This is a genomic window from Nonomuraea sp. NPDC003727 (assembly GCF_053586935.1).
Genome location: NZ_JBSFNE010000005.1, coordinates 112264 through 127162 on the forward strand (window position 1 = coordinate 112264; position 14899 = coordinate 127162).

Annotated in this window: 14 protein-coding genes; 5 read left to right on the forward strand and 9 right to left on the reverse strand. The window is 73.0% G+C overall.

Annotated elements, in window-relative coordinates:
* Positions 1 to 44: 44 nt before the first annotated feature.
* From ACWDLG_RS14745 to ACWDLG_RS14765, 5 genes are all read right to left on the reverse strand, one after another.
* Complete coding sequence (locus ACWDLG_RS14745) at positions 45 to 1412, reverse strand: acyl-CoA reductase (RefSeq protein ID WP_449919918.1); 1368 nt, start codon at positions 1410 to 1412, stop codon at positions 45 to 47.
* Complete coding sequence (locus ACWDLG_RS14750; RefSeq protein WP_449919921.1) at positions 1412 to 2440, reverse strand: LuxE/PaaK family acyltransferase; 1029 nt, start codon at positions 2438 to 2440, stop codon at positions 1412 to 1414. Before ACWDLG_RS14750 ends, ACWDLG_RS14745 begins: the two co-directional genes overlap by 1 nt.
* Positions 2437 to 3828, reverse strand: coding sequence for an AMP-binding protein (locus ACWDLG_RS14755; protein ID WP_449919923.1), 1392 nt, complete (start codon positions 3826 to 3828; stop codon positions 2437 to 2439). The genes ACWDLG_RS14750 and ACWDLG_RS14755 overlap by 4 nt, the downstream gene beginning before the upstream one ends.
* Before the next feature lie 69 nt (positions 3829 to 3897).
* The gene (locus ACWDLG_RS14760) at positions 3898 to 4644 is read right to left on the reverse strand and encodes an SDR family NAD(P)-dependent oxidoreductase (protein WP_354906350.1); all 747 of its coding nucleotides are present in this window, start codon (positions 4642 to 4644) and stop codon (positions 3898 to 3900) included.
* Positions 4631 to 4870, reverse strand: coding sequence for an acyl carrier protein (locus ACWDLG_RS14765; protein WP_354906348.1), 240 nt, complete (start codon positions 4868 to 4870; stop codon positions 4631 to 4633). Before ACWDLG_RS14765 ends, ACWDLG_RS14760 begins: the two co-directional genes overlap by 14 nt.
* A 173-nt stretch (positions 4871 to 5043) precedes the next feature.
* Between ACWDLG_RS14765 and ACWDLG_RS14770 the strand changes: the two genes are divergently transcribed.
* The 3 genes from ACWDLG_RS14770 to ACWDLG_RS14780 are packed head-to-tail and all read left to right on the forward strand — an operon-like array spanning position 5044 to position 9421.
* Complete coding sequence (locus ACWDLG_RS14770; protein WP_354906346.1) at positions 5044 to 5883, forward strand: hypothetical protein; 840 nt, start codon at positions 5044 to 5046, stop codon at positions 5881 to 5883.
* Entirely contained in the window at positions 5874 to 7532 is a 1659-nt protein-coding gene (locus tag ACWDLG_RS14775) for a hypothetical protein (protein ID WP_449919928.1), read from the forward strand. The genes ACWDLG_RS14770 and ACWDLG_RS14775 overlap by 10 nt, the downstream gene beginning before the upstream one ends.
* 11 nt (positions 7533 to 7543) lie before the next feature.
* Positions 7544 to 9421 (forward strand): glycosyltransferase family 2 protein, encoded by a 1878-nt coding sequence (locus ACWDLG_RS14780; RefSeq protein WP_449919931.1) that lies wholly within the window; start codon positions 7544 to 7546, stop codon positions 9419 to 9421.
* Here ACWDLG_RS14780 and ACWDLG_RS14785 read toward each other — a convergent pair.
* Together ACWDLG_RS14785 and pseB are read right to left on the reverse strand one after the other, a co-directional pair.
* Positions 9399 to 10538 carry a DegT/DnrJ/EryC1/StrS family aminotransferase gene (locus ACWDLG_RS14785; protein ID WP_449919933.1) on the reverse strand — a complete coding sequence of 380 codons (1140 nt, stop codon included), beginning with the start codon at positions 10536 to 10538 and terminating at the stop codon, positions 9399 to 9401. The genes ACWDLG_RS14780 and ACWDLG_RS14785 overlap by 23 nt on opposite strands.
* Positions 10538 to 11497, reverse strand: coding sequence for a UDP-N-acetylglucosamine 4,6-dehydratase (inverting) (gene pseB / locus ACWDLG_RS14790; RefSeq protein ID WP_354906340.1), 960 nt, complete (start codon positions 11495 to 11497; stop codon positions 10538 to 10540). Before pseB ends, ACWDLG_RS14785 begins: the two co-directional genes overlap by 1 nt.
* 128 nt (positions 11498 to 11625) lie before the next feature.
* Between pseB and ACWDLG_RS14795 the strand changes: the two genes are divergently transcribed.
* Positions 11626 to 12354, forward strand: coding sequence for a cytidylyltransferase domain-containing protein (locus ACWDLG_RS14795; protein WP_449919936.1), 729 nt, complete (start codon positions 11626 to 11628; stop codon positions 12352 to 12354).
* Between the two features lies 1 nt (position 12355).
* Positions 12356 to 13303: a PseG/SpsG family protein gene (locus ACWDLG_RS14800; protein WP_449919939.1), complete on the forward strand. Its 948-nt coding sequence runs from the start codon at positions 12356 to 12358 to the stop codon at positions 13301 to 13303.
* Here ACWDLG_RS14800 and pseI read toward each other — a convergent pair.
* Positions 13296 to 14339, reverse strand: a complete 1044-nt coding sequence (gene pseI, locus ACWDLG_RS14805) for a pseudaminic acid synthase (RefSeq protein WP_449919942.1) — start codon at positions 14337 to 14339, stop codon at positions 13296 to 13298. The genes ACWDLG_RS14800 and pseI overlap by 8 nt on opposite strands.
* Positions 14336 to 14836 (reverse strand): GNAT family N-acetyltransferase, encoded by a 501-nt coding sequence (locus ACWDLG_RS14810; protein WP_449919944.1) that lies wholly within the window; start codon positions 14834 to 14836, stop codon positions 14336 to 14338. Before ACWDLG_RS14810 ends, pseI begins: the two co-directional genes overlap by 4 nt.
* Positions 14837 to 14899 lie beyond the last annotated feature (63 nt).

Here is a 14899-nt window from a genome sequence, read left to right on the forward strand (position 1 = left end):
CGGACCTCGTCTATCGTGCCCCATCGCGAGTGCCCTCGCGCGTGTCACTGCCCGCGGCTGCCCCCACGCGGGTCACTGATCCCGCGCGGGTCACTGAGCCCACGCGGGTCACTGCTCCCGCGCGGGTCACCGCTCCCGCGGGCGTCTCTGCCTCCGCGCGCGTCGGTCCGGGCGGGCGGCCGGTCCTGGACCGGCGCGTGGACCGTCACCATGCGGGTGAACTCGGAGGGCAGGTCCACCCCGTCCCACACCCGGTGGAAGGTCAGCGCCGAGCCGAAGGGCACCATGCGGTCGACGCCCCGCCCGGCCAGCGCCTTGGCCAGCGTCTCGAGCTCGTCCTTCGCGAAGCCGAAGTGCGTCATCGTCTGGTCCTTGCGCTCGACGAGCGGCACCAGCTCGGCCAGGTCGGCGAGCCTGGTGTGCGCGAAGGTGCCCATGCCGAGCCAGCGCCTCGGCATCGCCGTGGGGGTCGCCAGCCGTACCTCGGCCAGCGTGTTGCCGTGGAAGGTGATCGACTTGCCGTCGCCGTCGGCCGCCATCCCGTAGGTGGCCACGCGCTTCTCGACCGCCATGGCCGCGTCGACGTTCCAGCCGCGGGCGGCGATCGCCCCGGCCAGCCGCAGCGTGAAGTCGGCGTGCGCCTTGTCGGTGTCGGCGGCCGAGCCGACCCAGAACACCGTCCTGGGAGACGAGCACGCCGCCTGGTCGAACCAGTAGGAGTCGTTGGCGAAGCCCTCGGCGGCGGCCGCCCGTACGGCCGGCGAGCTGCCCAGCCACGCCACCGACCGGATGACGGCGAACGACGAGCGGTCGGGGAAGGTCAGGTCGCGGGCGCGGGGCGCGAGCGGGTGGCGCCGGATGGCCGTGACGGCGGCGTCGCCGCCCCAGATGACCCGCAGGTCGCAGGCGGCCGAGAAGGCGGCGGTGGCCTCCTCGGAACGGTCGTAGGAGACGATCCGCTGCGTCTGCGCGACGGCCGGATCGGCGTCGCGCAGAGCCCTGGCGAGGGTGTCGACGATGGTGCGGGCGACCGCTCCCGAGCGCGGCGACAGCCGTACGACGTTGTGGTTGCCCATGAGAGCCGACAGCGCCCACGAGTAGACGAAGACGGTGTCGACGTTGGCCGGGGGCACGTGGAAGACCAGCCCGCGCGGCACCCTCAGGTGCTCGCCGTCGAGCAGGTCGATGGCCCTGGCCAGCTCGACGCGGCGCAGGAAGAACCCGAGCGAGCCCAGCTCGGGGTGGCGGCGGGAGATCGCGGGGCTGAGCAGCCTGGCGCCGAAGGTGGTGAGGAAGGCGCGCATCCGGTCGTCGCCGACCACCAGGGGCCCGCCGGCGGGCGGGGCGGCCAGCTCGGCGACCAGCGTCTCGGGCGTCGACCTGCCGGGGACGGGGAACAGGATGTCGATCATCAGGCCGCCGCTCCGAACGTGTCGCCGCATCCGCGCGCCTCCGCCCTGGGCAGCCGGCCCAGGACGGAGAACCTCTTGCCGGGCCACACCCCGTCGTCGACGCCGTGGACCACCCCGAGGTCCTCGGTCAGGAGCACGTGCCCCGGATAGGAGGTGGGCAGCGTGCTGACCACCTCGATCACGCCGGGCACGCCCACCGGCGCCTCCTGCCAGGTGGCGGGGTCGCGGACCACCACGTCGGCGAAGTCGGGGCAGTACAGCCCGCCGCCGTCGGGGCCCTCCAGGTAGACGGTGCCGATCTGCTCGACCATGCCGTAGAAGTTGTGCACGGCGGTCAGCCCCGTGCGTTCGGCGAAGTGGCGGCGGAAGGCGGCGTTGTCGACCGCCTGGTCGGCCAGCTTCTTCCAGCCGCCGGAGTGGACCAGGATCCCGTTGGACAGGTCGGCCTCCAGCTCGCGCAGGTAGAGCCAGACCATGAAGGTGAACCCGAAGATCAGGAAAGGCTCGCGCCCGTGCTCGGCGAGGAAGTCCGCGACCGCCCGCGGATCGGGCCTGCCCTCCTCGTCGAGGGCGAAGGCGTGGTCCCTGCCGAAGGTCATCATGCCGAGCACGCCCGCGCCGCGCGCGCTCAGCGTCGGATCGCGCACGACCGCCCGGCTGTCGGCGACGAGCATGGGCAGCCGCCGTTCGCCGAGCACGACCCGCATGGTGGCCGCCAGCATGCGGGTCTGCGTGGCCGCCGCCTCCCTGTCGAGGTGGACGCGGCTGGGCCGCTGCCCGCTCGTCCCGCTGGAGGTCAGCACCCTGAACACCCGCTCCGGCGGGACGCTGCGCAGCTCGTGCGTCTTGAACAGCCGCACCGGCAGCCACGGCAGGTCGGCGACCGACGCGTACGGCGGCGCCGCCCCGATCGCCGCCATGATCCGCCGGTACGGCTCGCAGTCGCGCCTGTGTCGCTCGGTCATGGCGGCCAGCTGGGGCAGCAGCGCCGCCTCCTTGGCCGCCTGGGTCAGGGTGAAGACGCTCATGCGCGGGCCTCCAGCGCTCGATAGTCGATCTTTCCGGTGGCGAGGAGCGGCAGCCGGTCCACCTCTCGCACGTCGAAGCCGCTCCAGTGCAGGCGCAGCTCGCCGGCCAGCCGCCGGGCCAGCGACTCGCGCGCGCCCCGGTCCAGGCCCTCGGTCCACACCGTCACCCTGTCGTCGCCGCCGGTGGCCGCGACGGGACCGCAGTCGCGCAGGAGCCGCTCCACGTCGTCGAGGTTGACGCGTACCCCGTAGACCTTGGCGATGCGCTTCACCCGGCCGGTGACGAACAGGAACCCCTCCTCGTCGACATACCCCAGGTCGCCGGTCCTCAGCACGCCGCCGAGGTCGTCGCCTCTGGCCAGGTCGGCCGCGCTCGTGGCGTAGCCCATCATCACGTTGGGGCCGCGGTAGACGATCTCGCCGTTCTCGACGCCGAGCGCGCCGCCGGGCAGCGCGACACCCGCCGAGCCGAGCTTGTCCGGCAGGCGCTCGGGGGGCAGCACGGCGATGCGGGCGGTGGCCTCGGTCTGGCCGTACATCACGAAGAACCGGTCGACCTTGGCGGCGAACTCGGCGACCAGCTCGGGGCGCAGCCTGCCGCCGGCCTGGGTCAGCGTGGTCAGCGCGGGATGGGCGGCGGGGTCGAAGCGCAGCCGGCGCAGCATCTCGTACTGGTACGGCACGCCCGCCAGCGAGGTGCAGCGATGCTCGGCCAGCTGGCGCCAGAAGGGCCGTTCGAGCAGGCTCGCGCCGGTGAGCACGATGGTGGCGCCGGCCGCCAGATGGCTGTTGAGCACCGACAGGCCGTAGCTGTAGTGGAGCGGCAGGCTGGTGGGTGCCACGTCGGCGGGGGTCAGGCGCAGGGCCTGGGCGATGGCGCGGGCGTTGGCCATGATGGCCCGGTGCGAGAGCCGGACGAGCTTGGGGTTGCCGGTGGAGCCCGACGTGGTCAGCAGGACGGCCAGGTCGGGATGCGGGTCGGGGGCGGCGCGCGGCCGCGGCCGGTGCGCGACGGCGAACCCCGCGACGGCGGCGGGCTCGCACCCCGCGGCGGCTGGCTGGAACCCCGCGACGGCGGGCTCGAACCCCGCGGTGGTGGCCTGGAACCCCGCGACGGCGGCGGGCGCGAAGCGGTCGGTCAGGTCGGCGAGCACGGCCGCCGGAAGGGCGGGGTCGAGCAGGGCGACGGGCCTGCCCGAGCGCAGCGCGGCCAGATAGGCGAGCACGGACGGCAGGTCGTTGCGCATGCCGAGGAACAGCGGCCCCGGCGGCGCCGCGGCCAGCTTGCGCGCCGCGTCGGCGATGCGCGCGGTCAGCTCGTCGGCGCCGAGCACGTCCTGCGTTTCCGCCACGACGAGACTCGCGTGCGGGTGGGGGAACGGGTCCATTCGCTGTGCCTTCCTGCCCTGCCGGGCACCGATCGTCGCGGCGCTCCTGCTGCGGGGCGCCGGACGGGGTCAGAGCACCAGGCCGCCGTCGACGCCGAGGACCTGACCCGTGACGAAAGCCGCCTCGGCCGACAGCAGGAAGGCCACGCTCGCGGCGACGTCGTCCGGCCTGCCGAGCCTGCCGAGCGGCGTGGCGGCGATCGTGGCGGCGCGGCCGGGCTCGTCCAGCGACTCCAGCATGCCGGTCTCGACGAAGCCGGGCGCGACGGCGTTGACCCTGATCCCGGACGGCCCGAGCTCCTTGGCCGCGGCCAGCGTGAGACCGAGCACGGCGGCCTTGGTGGCGGAGTAGACGGCCTGTCCCGCGCCGCCCCTGGCGCCCATGACGGACGAGACGAGGACCACGGCCGGAGCCGTGCCCCTGCGCAGCAGCTTCACCGCGGCCTGCAGGGTGTGCGTCGCGCCCATGGCGTTGACCTCGAACAGGCGGCTCACCGACGCGCCGCGCATCATGCCCAGCAGGGCCGCCTCGTGGACACCCGCGTTGATCACCAACGCGTCGAGCCGCCGGTGCCTGCGGTGGACCTCGCGCATCATGGCGGCGACGGCGTCGGGATCGGCCACGTCGCCGTGGACGGCGCCGACCGCCCCGCCGGTCCGCTCGGCCAGCTCCGCCGCCGCCTTCTCCGCCGCCTCGGCCGCGCGGCCGTGGACGACCACCTCGTGGCCGGTGGCCGCGAGCCTGGCCGCGACCGCCCTGCCGATGCCCTTGGTGGAGCCGGTGACGAGGGCGACCCGCGGCTCAGGCCGCGACACCCTGCTTCTCCAGCAGCAGCACGGCCTTGCCGAACGAGCTCATGTCGAGCATGTCGTCGGTGTCGATCACGATGTCGAACTCGTCCTCCATCGCGGCCACGAGCGCCATGTGGCCCAGGGAGTCCCACTGCGGGACGCCGCGATACTCCAGCGCGTCGACGTCGGTGCCGTCCGGCAGGTTGAGCGCGCTGCGGAAGACGACGCGCAGACGATCGAGATGTCTCATGTTTCCTCACTATGTGCGACAGAATCGAAACGCAGTGTAGCGTCGCGGCGGTGGGCAGGGGGGCGGCGCGTGAAGGCAACTTCCACCGCGAGTAATGGATGGGTATAGAGCCGCGCGGCTCACGGGGGCGAATGGAAACGTCAGCCGAACGCAGGCTCACGAGGAGGTTCGGTGTGGACGAATCCAATCACTGGTACGGGCACTCACAGATCTTCGGACGCTACTGCGGGATGGCTCAGGGAACGCCCCAACGTATCCAGGGATTCGTGCAACACGGCTGGAACTACCTTCACGGCTTCCCGCCGAACGACAAGTGGTGCAGCCCCGGCTACCCCCGGTTCGTCTGGTCCGACGTGCTGCGCCGCAGAGGCTGGTCGATGGGCCGCAGGCAGCACTACCTCATCGGCGCGCCCTGGGTCTACCTGCTCCACCTGGAGCCCGACCTGGGACGGGTGCCGGAGGACGAGCGCGAGGGCACGATCTGGTACCCCTTCCACGGCTGGGAGAAGAGCTCGGTCAACGGCGACCACGCCAGGCTCGCGGCGGAGATCCGCGAGGTGGAGACCGGGCCGGTGACCGTCTGCCTCTACTGGCTCGAGTACGGCGACGCGGGCATCAGGCGGGCCTACGAATCGGCCGGATTCCGCGTCATCAGCCACGGTCACCGGGGCTCGCGCTGGGACGGCAAGGGCCGCGACTTCCTGCGCGGGCAGCTGGCCGAGCTGCGCCGCCACCGCAGGGTCGCCTCCAACCGGCTGGGCAGCGCCCTGTTCTACGGCGCGTCCGTCGGCTGTGACATCGCCGTGTACGGGGACCCGATGCAGTACGAGGACGAACGTCCCGAGTACGGCGGCACGGAGCGCCGGATGCGCCTGTGGCCCGACCTGCACGGCGTGCGCGTCGATCGCGAGCTCGCCCGCGAGGTGGCCCGGCGCGAGCTCGGTTTCGACTACCAGGCGAGCCCGGAAGAGCTGCGACGCCTGTTCGGATGGAGAAAGGCGCGATGCGCGTGAACACGACGCCGGACAATGTCCAGTTGATCGGTGGCGAGATGCTGTTGTGGTCGGATCTGACGCAGGCCAGGGACTGGGGGGCCGTCGCCACGCAACTGGTGTCCCTCCTGGTGCCCGAACGGGGCCGGGTGCTGGTCGTCGGACCGCATCCCCAGGGTCTGTTCGACCTGGTCGCCGCGCGGGCCGGGTCGCTGTCGGCGCTGTTGCGCTCCTACCCGGACGCCTGCGCGCTGGCCACCAGGCATCCGGCGGCGAGCGTCTACTGCGGCAGGCTGGACACGCTCGCGCAGGCCGCGCCGTACGACCTGGTGCTCGCCTTCGACGGGATCGCCGCCCTGCACTCGGCCGAGGAGCCGCCGCAGACCTGGCGGGAGACGCTCGCCGCGCTGTCGGAGCTGGTCGCCGAGGGCGGGCGGCTGGTCCTGGGCGTGGAGAACGACCTGGGCGTGGACCGGTTCGTGTCGGCCAGGCCCGCCGGTCGCGAGGGCGACGACTCACAGTGGACGCCCCACGGCTTCGACGTCACCTACCCCAACGGCCCCGAGACGGTCGAGCTGGAGCTCCACGCGCTGCGCTTCGCCACGGAGACGTGCTACGCGGCCTACCCCACGCGTGAGGCGCCGCGCGCGCTGCTGGCCACCCACGTGCTGGCCCAGCGCCCGCCGGACGCGCTCGCCGTCCCCCTCAGCGCCAGGGGCTACGACGCGAGGATGATCGTCGCCGACCCGCTCCACCTGACCCGCACCGCCTTCCGGCACGACCTGGCCGACCGGCTGGCCCCGCTGTGGGTGACCGTCGCGGCCAAGGGCCCGGTCGCCGCCCACCACGCCATCCTGCCGATGGGCCTGCTCCAGAGCGGCCCCGTGGTGCACGAGGTGGTCTACGGCGGCCACGGCTGGAGCCGTACGGTGATGTCGGCGCCGCCCGCCGTCGGACGGGTGCGCCTGGCGGATCCGGCCGCACGCACGCCCATCCCGCACGGCAGGGTGCTGGAGGAGATCCTGCTGGAGGGGTGCGCCCGTGACGACCTGCGGGCGCTCAGGCGCACCTTCGCCGTGCTCGGCGCGTGGGTGAAGGGCGAGGATCCCGCGGTCGCGGTCTTCGGGACCACCGACAACCTCGTCTGGGACGGCGAGCGGCTGCGGCTGGCCGAGGAGGGGTGGACGCTGGACGACGCGCCCGCCGTCGAGGTGGTGCTCTGCCGGATCCTGTGGCGCTTCGCCGTACGGCTGCTCGCCGCCGGCCACCACCACCCGTGGCCGTGGCCGGTCGAGGCCGACCAGCTCGCGCTCACGCTGGCCGGCATGTGCGGGATCCCGTGCGACAAGGAGCACCTGGTGGCGGCCACCGAATTGGAGGAGGAGATCGGCGCGGTCATCGAGCCAGGCCAGACGCCGCCCGACTACCGCGAGCTGCTCGACGCCCGCGACCACCTCCACCGGCGGCTGACCGACTCCCAGGCCAGGGTGTCCAGGCTGGAGACCAAGCTGACCTACCGCGAGCGCGACCTCAGGAAGACCAAGGCGAAGCTGAAGAAGGCGCAGCGCAAGGCGCAGGCCGTCCGCAGGTCGCTGCGTCACCGGCTGTCGCGCAGGCTGGCGCGCCCCAGACGGCTGGCCCGCAGGGTCCTCCGTACGTTCTCCGGTTGAAGGGAGTCGCTGTGCTTTCGGTGATCATTCCCTTCCACAACGTGGAGAAGTACGTCGGCGAGTGCCTGGAGTCGGTGGCGGCGCAGAGCCTGCGCGACCTCGAGGTGATCTGCGTCGACGACGGATCGACGGACGGCGGCGCGGCGGCGGCGGCGGCGCTGTGCGCGGCCGACGACAGGTTCCGCCTGATCAGGCAGCGCAACACCGGTCCCGGCATGGCCCGCAACGTCGGGGTGCGCCACGCGACGCGCCGCTACCTCGCCTTCGTCGACGGCGACGACGTGGTGCCCCGTGACGCGCTGCGCAGGCTGGTCGGCTCGCTCGAGTCGACCGGCTCCGACCTGGCCTGCGGCAACGCCAAGCGGCTCATCGGCGGGCAGCTGGTGCCGTCGTGGGCGCACCGGCAGGCCTTCAGGACCTCGATGAAGCGCACCCACATCACCCGCCATCCGCTGCTGATCCGCGACCGCATGGTGTGGAACAAGGTCTTCCGGCGCGCGTTCTGGGACGAGCTGCGCCTGGCCTTCCCCGACCGGATGTACGAGGACCAGCCGGTCACCATGGCCGCGCACGTCCGCGCCGCCTCCGTCGACGTGCTGCGGGAGGTCGTCTACCACTGGCGGCAGCGCGACGAGGCCGACTCGTCCATCACGCAGCGCAAGCTCGAGCCGGACAACCTGCGCGACCGGCTGCTGTCGGTGTGCGACGCCTCCAGGATCCTGCGCGGAGGCGCGCCGAAGCTGGCCGCCGCCTTCGACACCGACACCCTCGACATCGACATGCAGGTGGTGGTGGAGGCCGTCGCCCACCACGGCGACGCGCTGCCCCCCGACATCGTCGACCTGGCCGTCTCCTACCTCGACCAGGTCCCGCTCTCGGGCTGGCTCGACCTGCCGTGGGCGCGCCGGCTGCTGGTCCACCTCCTGCGCCGGCGCGAGCTCGGCCCGCTGCTGGACGTCGTCGACGAGGTGGAGAGCGGCGCCCTGCAGCCTCTGATGCGCAGGTCCGGCCTGCGGGGACGGCGCTGGGTCGCCGAGCACCCCCAGCTGCCGGGCCATCTGACGCCGCTCTCCCGTGACCTGTCCCTGTCCTCCCGGCTGGTCCGGCTGGACTGGCAGGACGGGAAGCTGCACGGCGAGGGGAGGGCCGCGATCGGCAGGTTCGACGCCGGCGCCCTCGGCCGGGCCAGGCTCAGCGTGTCGCTGCGGGAGCGCAAGAGCGGCGCGAGGATACCGCTGGGCCAGGCGACGGCCTTCCCCTCCTGGGACAGGATCGCCTGGGGCGCCGGCGCGGCCCTGGAGAGCGGCTACGACTTCGCGTTCACGATCGACCCCGCCGCGCTGCCCGCCCGCGGGGTCGGCCACTGGGACCTGCGCGTGGAGCTGCGCCGTCCAGGACTGTGCCTGGAGGGCAAGGTCGGTGGCGTGCGCTGGGATCCGCCCTCGACACCGGTGCCCGTCCGCATGGGCGGCCGGTGGCTGGTGCCGGTGCGGTCCTTCCGTGGCGCGTGGGGGATCCGGCTGCTGCGGCGCGACGCCGTCGTGCGCGAGTGCCACGTCCAGGACGACCGGCTCGTGGTGTCGGGAGAGCTGCGCGCGCTGGGCGACGGCGAGCCCGTCCTGCGCCTGATCCGCCGGCACGACGGCGAGGAGATCTACTTCCCCGTCGACCTGGACGGCAACGCCTTCACCAGCCGCCTGTCCTTCGCCGCGATCGACGACTCCCAGCAGGAGGAGGCCTGGTGGGACGTCGTCATCGACCAGGGCAGGATCGTCAGGCTCGTGGTGGAGACCGCGGCCAAGCCCGAGGCCGAGGTCGGCGACCGGCGCTACCTCGTCGACAGGGGCGAGGACGGCTGCCTCATGATCAGGGAGCGGAGCGCCGGCTGAGGATGCCCGCCAGGCACTCGACGACGCGGTCCTGCTCGCCGTCGGTCAGATCGGGGAAGAGCGGCAGCGACAGCTGCTCGCTGTAGTACGCCTCTGCCTCGGGGCACAGGCCGCGGCGGTAGCCGAGGTCCTCGAAGACCGGATGCCAGTAGGCGGGGACGTAGTTGACCTGGACCCCGATGCCGGCGGCGCGCATCCTGTCGTAGGCCTCGCGCCGCCGCCCGTCATGGATCCGTACGGGGTAGAGATGCCACGAGGGCGTGACGTGGTCGCGCTGGACGGGCAGCGTGAGGCCCGGCACCCCGCCCAGCAGCTTCGTGTAGCGCGCCACCAGCTCGGCCCTGCGCGCCATGAACGCGGGCAGGCGGCGCAGCTGGCTGACGCCGAGCGCGCACAGCACGTCGGGCAGCCGGTAGTTGAGCCCGAAGGCGTGGACCTCCTGGTGCCAGCCGCCCACCTCGGGGTCGCGCTGCAGGGCCGGGTCACGGACCAGGCCGTGGTTCCTGAACATCGCCGCGCGCCGGAACAGCTCGGCGTCACGCACGGCGACCGCGCCGCCCTCGGCCGTCGTGACCGTCTTGGTGGGGAAGAACGAGAACGTCGTCAGGTCGCAGACCGAGCCGACCGCCCGCCCGCGATAGGCGGCCCCGATCGAGTGCGCGGCATCGCCGACCAGCAGCGCGCCGCACCCGTCGGCGACCCGCCGCAGCTCGTCGTAGTCGGCGGGGTGACCCGCGTAGTCGACGGCGGTGATCGCGCGGGTCCGCGCCGTCACCGCGGCGGCGGCCGCGGCCGGGTCGAGGGTGCCGGTGCCCGGCTCCACGTCGGCGAAGACCACCCTGGCCCCGAGCAGCACCGCCGTGGCCGCGGTGGCGACGAACGTCAGCGGTGAGGTGACCACCTCGTCACCCGCCCCGATCCCCGCCGCCGCGTAGGCGACGTGCAGCGCCGCCGTGCCCGAGGTGACGCTGACGCACGGCACCCCGCCCGTCCACGCGGCCAGCTCGCGCTCGAACCGCGCGACGGCGGGACCCGTCGTCAGCCAGTCGCCGCGCAGCACCTCGCAGACGGCCGCGATGTCGGCCTCGTCGATCGACTGGCGTCCGTAGGGCAGCATCAGGCGCTCACCATCACCATGGCGCGCAGGTCCTCGACCGACAGCCACCGGTCGTTGGTGTCGGAGCGGTAGGCGAATCCCTCGGGGAGCACCTCACCGCCCTGCGGCGGGACGTAGCCCCAGGTCGCGATCGTCGGCTGGACCACATAACGGTCGGCGAGGCGCAACGTGCGCCTGCCGTCGTCAGGGCCGATCATCTCCTCGTGCAGCTTCTCGCCCGGCCGGATGCCGATCTCCTCCATCGGGCTTCCCGGGGCCAGCGCCTCGGCCAGGTCGGTGATGCGCATGCTCGGGATGCGCGGCACGTACAGCTCGCCGCCCTGCATCATGTCGAAGGAGTCGACGACGAACCCGACCGCCTGCTCGAGCGTGATCCAGAAGCGGGTCATCCGCTTGTCGGTGATCGGCAGGCTCGCGCCTTCCCTGGCCAGGCGCAGGAAGAACGGCACGACCGAGCCCCGGCTGCCCACCACGTTGCCGTAGCGGACCACGGCGAACCTGGTGACGTGGCCGGCGGCGTAGTGGTTGGCGGAGACGAAGAGCTTGTCGGCGACGAGCTTGGTCGCGCCGTACAGGTTGACGGGGCCGGAGGCCTTGTCCGTCGACAGCGCCACGACCTTGCGCACGCCGCAGTCGATCGCCGCCTCGACCACGTTCTGCGAGCCGGCGATGTTGGTCCTGACGTATTCGAAGGGGTTGTACTCGGCCGTGTCGACCTGCTTGAGCGCGGCGGCGTGGACGACGTAGTCGATGCCGTGCATGGCGCGGGTCAGCCGGTCGCGGTCGCGCACGTCGCCGATGAACCAGCGCAGCCGCTCGTCCTCGCCGAACAACTGCCGGGCCTCGTACTGCTTGAGCTCGTCGCGGGAGAAGACGACCAGGCGGCGCACGCCGAGATGGTCGAGGGCGTGGCGCACGAAGGCCTTGCCGAAGGAGCCCGTGCCCCCCGTGATCAACATTGACGATCCGCTCACCACGCTCACGCCGCCCCCTCATTTCGGTGGTACGACCTGCGTCTGCGCAGGTTGGCCGGTAGCCTAGCGCGACGAAGCAGACACGCACGGTCACACGGGGGAATGGGGCATCAGTGCGTATTGTCGGAGTCATTCAAGCGCGCATGGGATCAACCCGGCTGCCCGGCAAGGTGCTGCGCGACCTGGGGGGTCGCTCGGTGCTCGGTTGGGTGGTCAGGGCCGTCGAGCGGTCGGGGGCCGTCGACGACCTCGTCGTGGCGACCACCGGGCAGGCCGCGGACGACGCGGTCGTCGCCGAGTGCCGGCGGATCGGCGTCGCCTGGCACCGCGGTCCCGTCGACGACGTGCTGACCCGGTTCCTCGGCGCGCTGGAGAGCCGCCCGTGCGAGGCCGTCATGCGGTTCACCGCCGACTGCCCGCTGCTCGACCCCGAGGTCATCGGTCAGGCGGCGCTGGCCTACCAGGCCCTGCCGGGGCTCGACTACCTGACCACGAGCCTGGTCCGTACGCTGCCGCGCGGCATGGACGTCGAGATCGTCGGCAGAGACGTACTGGAGGCGGTCGGCAAGGTCGCCACCGGCTACCACCGCACGCACGTCACCTCCCACATCTACACTCATCCTGACGACTTCCACCTGCTCGGCCTCAGTTACCGCCCGGCCGCTCCCGACCTGCGCGTCACGCTCGACACCGAGGACGACTGGCGGCTGATCGCCCTGATGGTGGCCGCCTTGGGCGACCGCTGCGCCCGCGTGCGCGAGCTGGTCGCTTGGCTGCGTGCGCGACCGGAGGCGTGCATGATCAACGCACACGTCGAGCAGAAGGCGCTGCGGGAGGCGTAGCGTGCGCGTCGGCATCCGGTGCGACGCGGGCACCACGATCGGTGTGGGGCACCTGATCCGCTGCGTGGCGCTGGCCGAGGAGCTGCGCGCGCGGGGCACCCGCGTGTCCTTCCTCGGCGACATGGGCTCGCTGCCGTGGGCGTGGCGGCAGCTCGACCTGCGCGCCCTGCCCGTGCGCCCGGCGCCGGCCGAGCCCGAACGGCTCGCGGCGTTCGGGCTCGACTTCGTCGTGCTCGACTCCTACACGCTGCCGCCCGGGACGGGAGCCGCGCTCATGGCGGCCGGCACCCGCGTGCTGGCCATCATCGACGGCGATCCGCTCGGGCAGGAGGCGCACCTCTACCTCGACCAGAACCTCGGCGCCGAGGAGGTGCCCTGCCGGCTGCCGTACCCGGGGGTGCGGCTGGCGGGGGCGCGCTACGTCCTGCTGCGCGACAGCGTGCGGCGCGCGATCCGCCCGCCCCGCTGGCCGGGGGTCGCCGTGCCCCACGTGCTGTGCTTCTTCGGCGGCACCGACGCCGCCGGGGTCACGCCGCGGTGGGTCGAGGCGCTGCGGGCGACCGGCGTGCCGTTCACCGCCACCGTGATCAGCCCGGCCCCGCTGGAGGCGGGGGAGGGCATCACCGTCATGCCGCCCACCGACCTGCTGCCGAACCTGATGGCCGCCGCCGATCTCGTGGTGACCGCCGCCGGCTCGGCCGTCTGGGAGCTGCTGTATCTCGGGGTGCCCGCCGCGCTCACCTGGGTGGCCGACAACCAGCTCATCGGATACGAGGCGCTGGTCGGCCGCGGCCTGGCGGCGGGGCTCGGCGGCAGCGCCGAGCTCGCGGTGCCCGCGCTGCGCCGTCTGCTCACCGACCCCGGCCTGCGAGCCGAGTACGGCACGCGCGGCCGGGAGCTCGTCGATGGCAGGGGCAGGGAACGCGTCGTCGACGCCCTGCTCAGATGAGGTCCCAGGTCAACGGCGTGCCCAGGGTGACGTCCCTGGTGAAGGTGCGGCCCATCACCGTGCTCACCGCCGCCGGCGGCAGCCCGCCCGCCGGCCTGATCGACCTGACGTTGTCGGGGGTCACGGGCTCGCCCGCCCGCACGTCGCGCACGACGTAGAGCGAGCGCCGGAACCGCAGGCCCTCGCGCTCGCTCGGCCGCGGCCCGAGCACCGGGGCGCCGAGCGAGCGCCAGGCCCGCTCGCTCTCCACCACCAGCGCCGCCAGCTCGGCCGGCTCCAGGGAGAAGGCGGAGTCGACCCCGCCGTCGTCACGCGAGAGCGTGACGTGCTTCTCGATCAGGCAGGCGCCCAGCGCGACCGCCGCGAGCGGCACCCCGATCCCGGGCGTGTGGTCCGACACGCCGACCACCGTGCCGGTGACGCCCGCCAGGAGCGGCAGCGCCCGCAGGTTGCTCTCGGCGGGGTCGGCGGGGTAGGAGACGGTGCAGGCCAGCACCGCCAGCTGGGTGCACCCCGCCTCGCGGGCGGCCTCGACGGCGGCGTGGATCTCGGCGATCGTCGCCATGCCGGTGGAGATGACCAGCGGCTTGCCGGTGGCCGCCGCCAGCCTGATCAGCGGCAGGTCCACGATCTCCGACGACGCGATCTTGTACGCGGGCGCGTCGAGCTTCTCCAGCAGGTCGATCGCCGTCGGGTCGAACGGGGAGGAGAAGGGCACCATCCCCCGCTCGCGCGCCCGCTCGAAGATGGGCCGGTGCCACTCCCACGGTGTGTGCGCCCGCTCGAAGAGCCGGTAGAGGTTCTCGCCGCCCCACAGCGCGTGGCCCTCGCCGATGCGGAAGGCCGGGCCGTCGGCGTCGACGGTGATGGTGTCGGGCCGGTAGGTCTGCAGCTTCAGCGCGTGGGCCCCCGCGGCGGCGGCCGCGTCGACGATGGCCAGCGCCCGGCCGAGGTCGCCGTTGTGGTTGCCGGACATCTCGGCGATGACGAACGGCGGGTGCCCCGCCCCGATCTCGCGCCCCGCGATGGAGATCACGCGTTGTCCTCTCTGCTGAGCTGGATGGTGATGACGTTCCTGTCGGCGCCGTCGACGGCCCGGGTGTCGGAGCCGATCTCGGCGAAACCGAAGCGCCGGTGCAGGCGCCTGACCGACTCGTTGTCCTCGAGCACCTCGCCGCGCAACCTCACCAGGCCGAGCGGGCCGAAGGCGTGCTCGATCGCGGCCCGCTCCAGGCCGATCCACGCCCGCAGCAGCTCGCCCGACGACTCCAGGCCGTCGATGTCGAGGTAGAAGCCCCAGGTCGCGGTCGTGACGCCGGGGCCGAGACCGGCGAAGGTCACCACGCCGGACGGGACGCCGGCGTGCTCGTAGACCAGCACCTGCCGGCTCGGGTCGCCGCTCAGGGCCGCCCACCAGCGGGCGTGCTCGCCGGGGCCGATCTCGTGGGTGGTCAGGCTGGCCGCCCTGACCTTCGGATGGTTGCGCCAGCCCCGGATGATCTCGAGGTCGTGCTCACGGACGTGTCTCAGCACCTCGTCCCCCTACGAAGCGTGCTCGTGTCGATGCCCAACGTAGCGGATTCGCATGTGGGTAAA

Bases quoted from the DNA above. Each gene is read 5' to 3' on its own strand.
- ACWDLG_RS14765 (WP_354906348.1), bottom strand. From the start codon at position 4,870: ATGAGACATCTCGATCGTCTGCGCGTCGTCTTCCGCAGCGCGCTCAAC.
- ACWDLG_RS14775 (WP_449919928.1), top strand. From the start codon at position 5,874: ATGCGCGTGAACACGACGCCGGACAATGTCCAGTTGATCGGTGGCGAG.
- ACWDLG_RS14745 (WP_449919918.1), bottom strand. From the start codon at position 1,412: ATGATCGACATCCTGTTCCCCGTCCCCGGCAGGTCGACGCCCGAGACG.
- ACWDLG_RS14750 (WP_449919921.1), bottom strand. From the start codon at position 2,440: ATGAGCGTCTTCACCCTGACCCAGGCGGCCAAGGAGGCGGCGCTGCTG.
- ACWDLG_RS14755 (WP_449919923.1), bottom strand. From the start codon at position 3,828: ATGGACCCGTTCCCCCACCCGCACGCGAGTCTCGTCGTGGCGGAAACG.
- pseB (WP_354906340.1), bottom strand. From the start codon at position 11,497: ATGTTGATCACGGGGGGCACGGGCTCCTTCGGCAAGGCCTTCGTGCGC.
- ACWDLG_RS14785 (WP_449919933.1), bottom strand. From the start codon at position 10,538: ATGCTGCCCTACGGACGCCAGTCGATCGACGAGGCCGACATCGCGGCC.